Source organism: Microcystis sp. LE19-41.2A (assembly GCF_027530405.1).
Classification (GTDB): Bacteria; Cyanobacteriota; Cyanobacteriia; order Cyanobacteriales; family Microcystaceae; genus Microcystis; species Microcystis aeruginosa.
The window spans coordinates 1-8,990 of sequence record NZ_JAPZQJ010000253.1 but is presented as its reverse complement, the minus strand read 5'-3'; the positions used below and the strand labels follow the sequence as shown (position 1 = coordinate 8,990).

Below are 8,990 nucleotides of genomic sequence, written 5' to 3'. Positions count from 1 at the left end.
TTTGTACCAGTTTATGTACTACGAGGAGAATAATGCAAGGTTTTTGAATGTCCCAATCCTATTTTCTTGCACTAACATCAGATTTTAACAGGTCAAAAGCCTTATTTTCAAAGGGTTTTACCATTATTCAGCAAGTCCTATTTAAATTGCCTCTTGCCCCGTCTCAAGAGACAATTTAAATGCACGGGCAGCTTACAGCCTATTACTGTTCCATAAAGGTCCGCACCGTACCATCAGAACCAAGAACCAGACGCAATTGGGGATTACCAGAGATATCGAGGGGAGAAACAAAAGGTTGATTAAGCAGGGGCATATTAGTGCGATCGAGATAGATTTTCGCCGCCTGTCCCAGGGGAATAATCTGTTTTAGGGAACCATCCTGATTTAAGACCAAACGGTACTCTAGAGTATGCTTGAGACTTTCCGGCGGTTGCCAACGGGATTGAAAATATTCTCTGGTTTCTGCCACTTGGGGAATTGTATCTAGTAAGTTCGTCTCTGGGGCTTTAGCGGTGCTTGTGGGCGGTTTGGGGTCTAAATTGGCATTGTCGGGGTTAATAGGGCTTATAGGCGGTAAATTGGGCAATTTTGGCGGTGCTGGACTCGGATTCATCGTGGTGGGGGGAACATTTGTCAGTGCATTTGTACCCTGAGTGCTGGTGACGGGGGGGGCAGTAATCGGGATGTTCTGATTATTCGGTTCAATTATGATCGCCGTGCCGCCGGGACGCGAACCTGTGACTGGTGGCGGCGGTAAAGTGGGCGGCGGAATCACCAGGGGGACGCTAGAGGGCCGAACTGGGGCTGGAACGGTTCCCACGGGTGGCGGTGGCGGTAAAGGGGTTTTATTGCCCAAATTTGCCGGTAACTGCGGGTTTGGGGCGGCCGTTCCCGTGGGGGGTAAAGGCAGCGTTGGCAAGGGTTGGGGAATCTTGGCACTATTGGGATCAGTGGTTAAATCATTGTTGGCCAATTCTTGCTGTTGATAAAATGCGATCGCTATTCCCCCGATAGTTATTAGGGCTGAGGCGATTAATCCCGTCCACATCAGGGCATTTTTTCGAGTTTTCTGGCGAATTAATGGGTGTATTAGGGGGCTTTCATGGTTATATTCCCCTAAAGCATTGGCTAGATCGAATAATTGCGATGTGGTTAATTCGATCTCCTGTTTATCCTGATCGGTTAGCAGGGAACCTAAAAATAATTGATGCTGCAGAAGTCCCTGACAACGGAGAGAGGGTAAGGAGGGGAGATGGCTTTCGGGGGAACCACTAGCCACGAAAGAGAGGGTAGAAACGGGACTAGAGAGTAAATTCTGCACATAATTAGCGACAATTTCCCCTAGGAGTTGTAATTGTGTGCGATCGCCTTTGATCGTCACCTGTTTTTCCTCACTCAATCTAGGATCATCAAAACGCAATTGAAAGTGGGCATCGTTTAAGACATTTTTACCTAACCAAACCGCCAGAGGCGAACTATTTCCCCAAATTTCTAGGGTACAGGTGGGGGGTGTATATTTGCGAATTAGATTACTCATTTTTAGTTATCGGTGGGAATTATAAATTATGAATTATGAATTATGAATTATGAACTGGGAAGCTTTTTTTCAGTGATCAGTAAACAGTAAACAGTAATCGGTGAACTGAAAACTTACATCTGAAAACTTACATCTGATAACTTATATCTGATAACTGATAACTGATAACTGATAACTGATAACTGATAGCCTTTTTACTTTTTACTTGCCAAAAGGGTGTGCCAGAGAAGGAGATGACTGCGGGGGCTGCTGTAGAACAATAAATCGATTAATAATTTCCAGGCTAGGGAAATTAGGCTAGAATTGCTGAGATTATTTTCCGATATTTCTGGGTATTTTAAGCGAAAATTATCAATATAATTGCCCAAAAGCGTGGTTTTGACCGGTTCTTGTCCTTGAGTTCCCACTTGTTCCAAGAGAATTACGGCGCGACGGATTAACTCTTGCTTTTTTTGGGCTAGATGACAGAGGAGGAGAACTAGAGAACGGATGTCCGCTAGGGAGAGGTTTGACTGGGGTTGCCAGTAGTGGGCAACTAGGCGATCGCTTGTATCCAGATCTAAGGCTAATTCTTGGGCTGCTTGGGTGATAGACTCGGAGTCTAAATTAGCTAGAGAGACTAAAGCTGCCAAAATCAGGTTTAAATAGCTATTAATATTCTCTAACTGCTCGTTACTGGGTGAGATAGCTAGGGGTAAATCCTCACCCGTGGAGGACTCGGCAGACTGAGGCATAGTCAAGGACATAGATAATAAGGAATTGCCAGCAGAAAAACTTGGGTTTAGGAGAAAAAATCACTGGTTCTCAAGTGTCATCGCCAATTTTGGCTCTGAAACCCCGTTCTCAAAGGACGGCTTTACTATGAAATAGTAGCGCATTTACACGATATATGCTAGAATGTGAGATATGGAGAAAGCCTATTCGTTTCGATTTTACCCCACAGCAGAACAAGAGTCGCTATTGCGGCGCACCTTGGGCTGTGTAAGATTAGTTTACAATAAAGCTCTCCATCTCAGAACACAAGCATGGTACGAAAGACAAGAAAGAGTAGGATATACTGAAACTTCTTCGATGTTGACTGAGTGGAAAAAACAAGAAGAATTAGACTTCTTGAATGGGGTTAGCTGTGTTCCTTTACAACAAGGCTTAAGACACCTACAAACAGCTTTTACTAACTTCTTTGCTGGTCGTACTAAGTATCCTAACTTTAAGAAAAAACATCAAGGAGGAAGTGCCGAATTTACCAAATCTGCTTTTAAATTTAAAGACAAACAAATCTATTTAGCTAAATGCACAGAACCTTTACCTATTCGATGGTCAAGACAAATACCAGACGGATGTGAACCAAGTACAGTAACGGTCAGATTACATCCTTCTGGACGTTGGCATATCTCAATAAGATTTGATGACCCAACGATTAAGCCTTTACCAGTAACAGATAAAGCCATTGGAATTGACTTAGGAATTAGTAGCCTCGTGAGTACCAGCGACGGCGATAAAGTGTCTAATCCTAAGCATTTTAAGAAACATTATCAGAGGTTGCGAAGAGCATCGAAAAATCTTTCTAGAAAACAGAAAGACTCAAAGAATCGAGAAAAGGCAAAAATCAAAGTAGCCAAGATTCACGCTCAAATCACCGATAGCAGGAAAGACCATTTACACAAGCTAACCACTCAATTAGTTCGTGAAAACCAAACGATTGTGGTTGAGAATTTAGCCGTTAAGAATATGGTCAAAAACCCGAAATTATCTCAGGCAATATCTGATGTAAGCTGGGGAGAAATCACCCGACAATTAGCCTATAAATGCCGTTGGTACGGGAAAAATTACATCGAAATAGATAGATGTTTTCCCAGTTCTAAACGGTGCAGTAATTGTGGGTATATTGTGAAAAAGCTGCCGTTAAATGTTCGAGAGTGGGACTGTCCGAACTGTGGGACTCACCATGACCGAGACATTAACGCCAGTAAAAATATTTTGGCCGCAGGGCTTGCGGTGTCAGTCTGTGGAGCGACCATAAGACCAGAACAGAGTAAATCTGTGAAGGCAGGTGCGAAAAATCCTTCGGGAAAGAAGCAGAAACCTAAATCGTGAGGTTTGGGAATCGCCGTCCGTTTTACGGCGGCGAGGATGTCAAATAATTTAGATTGTTCTTTTCTTGCACGTCCGCTCACCGATTGCCTCCCACCCAATGAGTTTAGAATCCGCTACCGATGAAGTCATTAAGCAAAATTTAGAACAATTTCTAATTGTTTTGTCCGTTTCCCTGAGTGTGGCTACGGTTTCGAGGATTTTTAGCTGGTTTCGCCAAATTCCTTACACCCTATTGTTAGTGATAGTCGGTTTAGGTTTAGCTTTTATCGATATCCGTCTGGTGAACCTATCCCCCGAACTGATTCTAGAAATTTTTCTGCCCCCTTTGCTATTTGAAGCCGCTTGGAATACACGCTGGCGAGATCTGAAGGATAATTGGATTCCCGTCAGTCTTTTCGCTATTGTCGGCGTAATTATCTCGATTTTCGGGGTTGGTTTTACCCTAGATGAATTGACCAATTTACCCCTATTTACGGCATTATTAGTGGGTGCGAGCCTTTCTTCTACGGATCCCGTCGCTGTTGTCGCTCTTTTTCGCGAATTAGGGGCCAGTAAAAACCTCACCGTGCTTTTGGAAGGGGAAAGCTTATTTAATGATGGGGTCGCTGTCGTCGCTTTCGCTCTTTTGGTGGAAATTCCCCTCGGTGCTAGTGGTCTATCCTTAGAGACAACCATTAGCCGGATTGCGGCTTTTATCGGTATCGGGGTGGCAGTGGGTTGTTTAGTGGGTTTTGGTATTTCCTATCTGACTCAACGTCTCGATTTACCCCTAGTGGAACAGTCTTTAACTCTTGTGTCCGCCTACGGTGCTTATTTATTAACCGAGGAGTTCGGGGGTTCGGGGGTAATCGGAGTGGTGACTACGGGGATTATTTTAGGTAATTTTGGCTCTAGAATTAGTATGAGTCCCCGTACCCGCCTATTAGTCACGCAATTCTGGGAGTTTCTCGCTTTTTTTGTCAATTCGATCGTTTTTCTCCTCATCGGCGATCAGATCCGTCTCTCCAGTTTAGCCGATAATCTCAATTTAATTTTTATCACGATCGCTGCCGTGGTAGCGGCCCGTTTTCTGGCTACCTTTGCTTTGGCAACTGTTAGTAATGCCTTGATGGAAACTAAAATTAATTGGCGGGAAAAAACGGTTTTATGGTGGGGAGGTTTGCGCGGTTCCGTTTCTATTGCCCTAGCTTTAAGTGTGCCGGTTATTTTTCCCAATCGTCAGGATATCATCGATATCGTCTTCGGAGTTGTTCTCTTTACCCTTTTGGTTCAAGGATTAACTATTCAAACTTTCCTATCGAGATTAGACTTGATCGGTGATCAACCAATTCGAGAAAACTATGCGGAACTTTTAGCCCGACGGGTAGCTTTAAAAAGGGTTTTAGACTATCTTTCTAAGTTAGATAAATCTCCCGATGTTGCCCCCGAATTTTTTAGTTATGAGCAGCATCTAGTCAAAGAAAAGTTAAAGACCGTAGAAGCGGAAATACAATCTCTCAACGATAGTTATCCCCAATTACAGCTATTGACAATGGAACAACTTCGGGAAACCCTCCTAGATATCGAAGCTGATACCTACGCTGAATTTATTCGATCCGGCCGTTTAACTAGCAATTTATCCCCCGTCCTCCAAGAAATTCTCGCTGAAAGTAAAATTAGTGAACAGTAGGACTATTTTGGGGTACATACACTCAATCTTAATTCTCCTAACGACCAACGACTGGGTTTTATGACAAAAACCCCTTTCATTAATTGCAGGGGTTTTTGTGGGGTTTTATGGGGGATTTTAGGAGACTTTTGTAGTTTCTTTTTCAGTGGATTGGGAGGGTTTTAGTTTGCGCTTGAGGGTTGAGGCTGCGCCTAGTGTGCCGAGTGCGAGGAGACTTATGGTTGAGGTGGGTTCGGGGGTGGAGACAGGTTTAGTAGCTACGTCGAACTGAAAGTTATCCCATCCGAGTCCGGCAGGATCAGTAATGTTATATATTCGTATAGACGAGACATTACTAAAGCCAGTTAGGTCAACGAGATTTGGTACAGAAGAGTCATTGAATCCCAAAATATTAACGGTTACAGAAAATAAGCCGTTTTGAAACACATCAACCAAGGCGACTACACCACTAGCATTGTCTCCTACCTGGTAGAAAGATAGATTATTAACTCCGCTGCTAAAGGTAAGGATCGTCTCTTGAGTACAGTTGATTCCCCCTGCTGTAGGTGCAGTACAAATGAAGTTATTTCCGAAACCAAGGCCGGGCTGAGTGGTTACTTTGTTTACGAACCCCGCATTCGCGGAGAATACTACGTCAGAGAATTGATTCGTTACGACGGTTCCGTCGGGCAACCCCTCGAAGCCTATTGACACGGCGAACGCATGAGTTGCTCCTGTTAAATCAATTGCGATCATTCCAACGGCTGCCAATGAGACCTTCTTCAGTACATTTACATTTGAACTCATAATTTTTAAAACCCCCTACAGTGCGATTGCCCTCCTCGCAGCTAGGTCAAGCAACACTCCAACCCAACCCCAAAGGCGGACAACAAAACGATACACACTCCCCCCCCACAACTGTATCAAAAGTTACAATTTAATAAATCTTTATATTCTTCTCCCTAGCTTAGGGATTCACAGGGGAAAGAGTTTCAGGTATTTTCCCCTGTGTTACTGCTTCTCAGGCGACCGATCGCCTTCCGTGAGGGATTGTGGCGCAGTGTGTCAGATTCGGTCATAGGGTTCAAAATTTCGCTAACATTGTTAAGTAGCTGGTTATAATTAAATTAAAAATGGATTTTAGGTTCGATCCCCCCTGCCCCCCTTGATAAGGGGGGTGCCGATAGGCGGGGGGATCTGATGATTTTTAACGCCTACCTACTTAGGTGATTATTTATTATGACTATGTCGAGAGAGGAACAATTAAAGCTCCTTGGTCAGATGAAAGATTCTGATATAGATTATTCAGATATAGCTGCTACTGATGCCGAATTTTGGCAAGAAGCTACTGTAGAAGCTGCCCGTTGGATGGTATCGAGGGAAACGCCCATCGCCAGTAGGGGCAATTCATGAATTGCCCCTACTCCGTACCTCCCAACTGGGTTTTAAGTTTTATGATGCCTTACATCTGGCTTTTGCTGAAGCGGGGGGCGCTGATATTTTCCTGACCACCGATGACAGGCTGCTGCGAAAAGCTCAACAATATAGAGATTCAATTAACGTAACGGTAGAGAATCCCGTGATTTGGTTGATGGCGACTTTACAGGAGGATGGCAATGAAATTAGCTGAACTGAGAAAACAAGGATATCAAGCTTTAGTTGACTCTTTAGGGGTGGTGGGAATGCTCCGCTTCCTGCAACAATTGGAAGTCGGCCATGGAGATTACACCGCCGAGCGACACCAGTGGTTAGATGAACTGACCCTCGCCGATTTTCAGAGCTACGTTCAACAAAAGAAAAGTATCAATGGTGGGGAGTTAGGGGGTTAGAAGGCAAGAACTGGCTCTTCTGGTTTCTGTGTGGAAACGAGGTCTATACTGATAGAATATCCGCCAAATAGTGCTGAAAGTCTTGCCCGATCAGCATTTCACGATTCCATAAGCAAAAATTATCAGACAAAATCGAGAAGAGCCATTCTGTCGGGGTGATTAGAAAGGAATATCGTCTAAATTTTCCTCCACCGATGTGTCGCTAGGTTGCCAAGCGGAAGGATTAGAAAGTTCATAGGATGCGTCATATTCAAAATCCCCGGTGGAGACAGGTGCGACGGGTTTTTCCACCGGGGTTTTATTCGATTTGTGGGTATTGATTGGCACGACTTTTTCTGGAGTCGGGGCTGCCATTTCACCGCTACTCACGCTGCCGTCAAGATGATAGAGATGACTAATGACTAATTCGGCCCGTTTTTCCTTAAAACCTTCGGGACGATCGATCGTCTGCATCGAGAGACGACCTTCCAAAATTACTTGATCGCCTTCATTATAGTTCTGAGCGACTTCTGAGGCCAAATTTCCCCAAGCTACGGCCCTTAAATTAGTCGGGGTTGCCTCGGCACGATTGGCAGAAAACTCGACTAACATTTGAGCGTAGGGAGTTTGATTATCTTGGGTATAACGTAATTCGGGACGACGGACAATTTTAGCCATTAAAATGCAACTGTTCATGGTCGAAAATCAGTCTGAATTTTTCTAATAGCACCATTGTACTGAAAAAGTACAAGGATCACCACTGTAGAGGTTAGGGAATTTTATGGGACTCTGGTTAAGAAAAAATCTCTTTAACACTTGGTACAACGTCATCTTAACCCTTGCGGGTCTATTTCTCAGCCTCTGGGGTGGTTTAAGTTTTCTCGATTGGGCGATAAATCAGGCAAAATGGGCTGTAGTGACGGAAAATATCGGTTTATTTGTGGTCGGTCGTTATCCAGAACAGTCAATATGGAGAATTTGGCTGATTTTAACGATACTTGCGGCTTTATCACTGTTTTCTTGGCAATTAAACCGGGGTCGCTTCCCCAATTGCCCCGCTTTTCTCCAACGCTGGTGGGGATTGCTCTGGTTATTGACTTTACCTTTAATTGCTTGGTTACTATTGGGGGGATTATTTTTAAAGGCAATTCCCCTCGATGATCTCAGTGGTTTAATCTTAACTTTATTAGTAGCGATCGCCAGTATGATTTTATCTTTCCCCTTGGGGGTATTATTAGCCCTGGGGAGACAGAGTGAATTACCGGCAATTCGTTGGCTATCTATTGGTTATATCGAATTATTGCGCGGTTTACCTTTGTTGGGAATTTTATTCATGGCTCAGGTGATGTTACCTTTAATTTTACCCGCCGGGACCAGACCGGAACGGGTAATCAGAGCGATCGCCGGATTTACCCTTTTTGCAGCAGCCTATCTGGCCGAAAATGTCCGGGGTGGTTTACAAGCGATTCCCAAAGGTCAAGTTGAAGCGGCCAAAGCCTTGGGTTTAAAACCGATTTTCGTTTTATTATTGATCGTTCTACCCCAAGCTTTAAAAGCGGTCATTCCTGCTATTGTTGGTCAATTTATCAGTTTATTTAAGGATACTTCCCTACTGGCGATCGTGGGACTGGTGGACCTCTTGGGTATGGCAGGATCGGTTTTGGCTAATCCGAAATTTATCGGCGATTATCCAGAAGTTTATCTATTTTTGGCGTTTATTTACTGGATTTTCTGTTATTCTATGTCCCTAGCCAGTCGTAGGTTAGAACAGCGTTGATTGGGGTGTGGGGTGTGGGGTGTAGGGTGTAGGGTGTAGGGTGATGGGGTGATGGGGTGATGGGGTGATGGGGTGATGGGGTGTGGGGTGTAGGAAGAATATATAGAAATAATCTCATTAATAATT

The 8,990-nt window shown here is 44.1% G+C and carries 10 protein-coding genes; 6 read left to right on the top strand and 4 right to left on the bottom strand.

Going from position 1 to position 8,990, the window contains the following annotated elements:
* Positions 1 to 202: 202 nt before the first annotated feature.
* Positions 203 to 1,537, bottom strand: a complete 1,335-nt coding sequence (locus O9290_RS11225) for a DUF4335 domain-containing protein (protein ID WP_288057839.1) — start codon at positions 1,535 to 1,537, stop codon at positions 203 to 205.
* Between the two features lie 194 nt (positions 1,538 to 1,731).
* A complete protein-coding gene (locus O9290_RS11220) occupies positions 1,732 to 2,271 on the bottom strand; it encodes a DUF3038 domain-containing protein (RefSeq protein WP_012266592.1) in 540 nt (179 codons plus the stop codon).
* Positions 2,272 to 2,443: 172 nt separating this feature from the next.
* On the opposite strand from O9290_RS11220, the gene O9290_RS11215 reads away from it, so the two are divergent.
* Positions 2,444 to 3,631: an RNA-guided endonuclease InsQ/TnpB family protein gene (locus tag O9290_RS11215; RefSeq protein WP_288087058.1), complete on the top strand. Its 1,188-nt coding sequence runs from the start codon at positions 2,444 to 2,446 to the stop codon at positions 3,629 to 3,631.
* A 97-nt stretch (positions 3,632 to 3,728) separates the two neighbouring features.
* Positions 3,729 to 5,300, top strand: coding sequence for a Na+/H+ antiporter (locus tag O9290_RS11210; protein WP_002758276.1), 1,572 nt, complete (start codon positions 3,729 to 3,731; stop codon positions 5,298 to 5,300).
* Between the two features lie 117 nt (positions 5,301 to 5,417).
* Here the strand turns inward: O9290_RS11210 and O9290_RS11205 are convergent, their stop codons facing one another.
* Positions 5,418 to 6,086, bottom strand: a complete 669-nt coding sequence (locus O9290_RS11205) for a PEP-CTERM sorting domain-containing protein (RefSeq protein ID WP_288087055.1) — start codon at positions 6,084 to 6,086, stop codon at positions 5,418 to 5,420.
* Between the two features lie 432 nt (positions 6,087 to 6,518).
* Between O9290_RS11205 and O9290_RS11200 the strand changes: the two genes are divergently transcribed.
* Genes O9290_RS11200 through O9290_RS11190 form a run of 3 tightly spaced genes read left to right on the top strand, consistent with a single transcriptional unit; the run spans position 6,519 to position 7,108 of the window.
* Positions 6,519 to 6,692 (top strand): hypothetical protein, encoded by a 174-nt coding sequence (locus tag O9290_RS11200; RefSeq protein WP_002735110.1) that lies wholly within the window; start codon positions 6,519 to 6,521, stop codon positions 6,690 to 6,692.
* Position 6,693: 1 nt separating this feature from the next.
* Positions 6,694 to 6,909 (top strand): PIN domain-containing protein, encoded by a 216-nt coding sequence (locus tag O9290_RS11195; protein ID WP_002758272.1) that lies wholly within the window; start codon positions 6,694 to 6,696, stop codon positions 6,907 to 6,909.
* On the top strand, positions 6,896 to 7,108 hold the full coding sequence (locus O9290_RS11190) for a hypothetical protein (protein ID WP_002758270.1): 213 nt from the start codon (positions 6,896 to 6,898) through the stop codon (positions 7,106 to 7,108). Before O9290_RS11195 ends, O9290_RS11190 begins: the two co-directional genes overlap by 14 nt.
* Positions 7,109 to 7,267: 159 nt before the next feature.
* Here O9290_RS11190 and O9290_RS11185 read toward each other — a convergent pair whose 3' ends face one another.
* Positions 7,268 to 7,783 (bottom strand): single-stranded DNA-binding protein, encoded by a 516-nt coding sequence (locus tag O9290_RS11185; RefSeq protein ID WP_002758269.1) that lies wholly within the window; start codon positions 7,781 to 7,783, stop codon positions 7,268 to 7,270.
* A gap of 85 nt (positions 7,784 to 7,868) precedes the next feature.
* Between O9290_RS11185 and O9290_RS11180 the strand changes: the two genes are divergently transcribed.
* Complete coding sequence (locus O9290_RS11180; RefSeq protein ID WP_288058721.1) at positions 7,869 to 8,864, top strand: amino acid ABC transporter permease; 996 nt, start codon at positions 7,869 to 7,871, stop codon at positions 8,862 to 8,864.
* The last annotated feature ends 126 nt before the right edge of the window (positions 8,865 to 8,990 follow it).

Bases quoted from the DNA above. Each gene is read 5' to 3' on its own strand.
- O9290_RS11225 (WP_288057839.1), bottom strand. From the start codon at position 1,537: ATGAGTAATCTAATTCGCAAATATACACCCCCCACCTGTACCCTAGAA.
- O9290_RS11220 (WP_012266592.1), bottom strand. From the start codon at position 2,271: ATGCCTCAGTCTGCCGAGTCCTCCACGGGTGAGGATTTACCCCTAGCT.
- O9290_RS11215 (WP_288087058.1), top strand. From the start codon at position 2,444: ATGGAGAAAGCCTATTCGTTTCGATTTTACCCCACAGCAGAACAAGAG.
- O9290_RS11210 (WP_002758276.1), top strand. From the start codon at position 3,729: ATGAGTTTAGAATCCGCTACCGATGAAGTCATTAAGCAAAATTTAGAA.
- O9290_RS11205 (WP_288087055.1), bottom strand. From the start codon at position 6,086: ATGAGTTCAAATGTAAATGTACTGAAGAAGGTCTCATTGGCAGCCGTT.
- O9290_RS11200 (WP_002735110.1), top strand. From the start codon at position 6,519: ATGACTATGTCGAGAGAGGAACAATTAAAGCTCCTTGGTCAGATGAAA.
- O9290_RS11190 (WP_002758270.1), top strand. From the start codon at position 6,896: ATGAAATTAGCTGAACTGAGAAAACAAGGATATCAAGCTTTAGTTGAC.
- O9290_RS11185 (WP_002758269.1), bottom strand. From the start codon at position 7,783: ATGAACAGTTGCATTTTAATGGCTAAAATTGTCCGTCGTCCCGAATTA.
- O9290_RS11180 (WP_288058721.1), top strand. From the start codon at position 7,869: ATGGGACTCTGGTTAAGAAAAAATCTCTTTAACACTTGGTACAACGTC.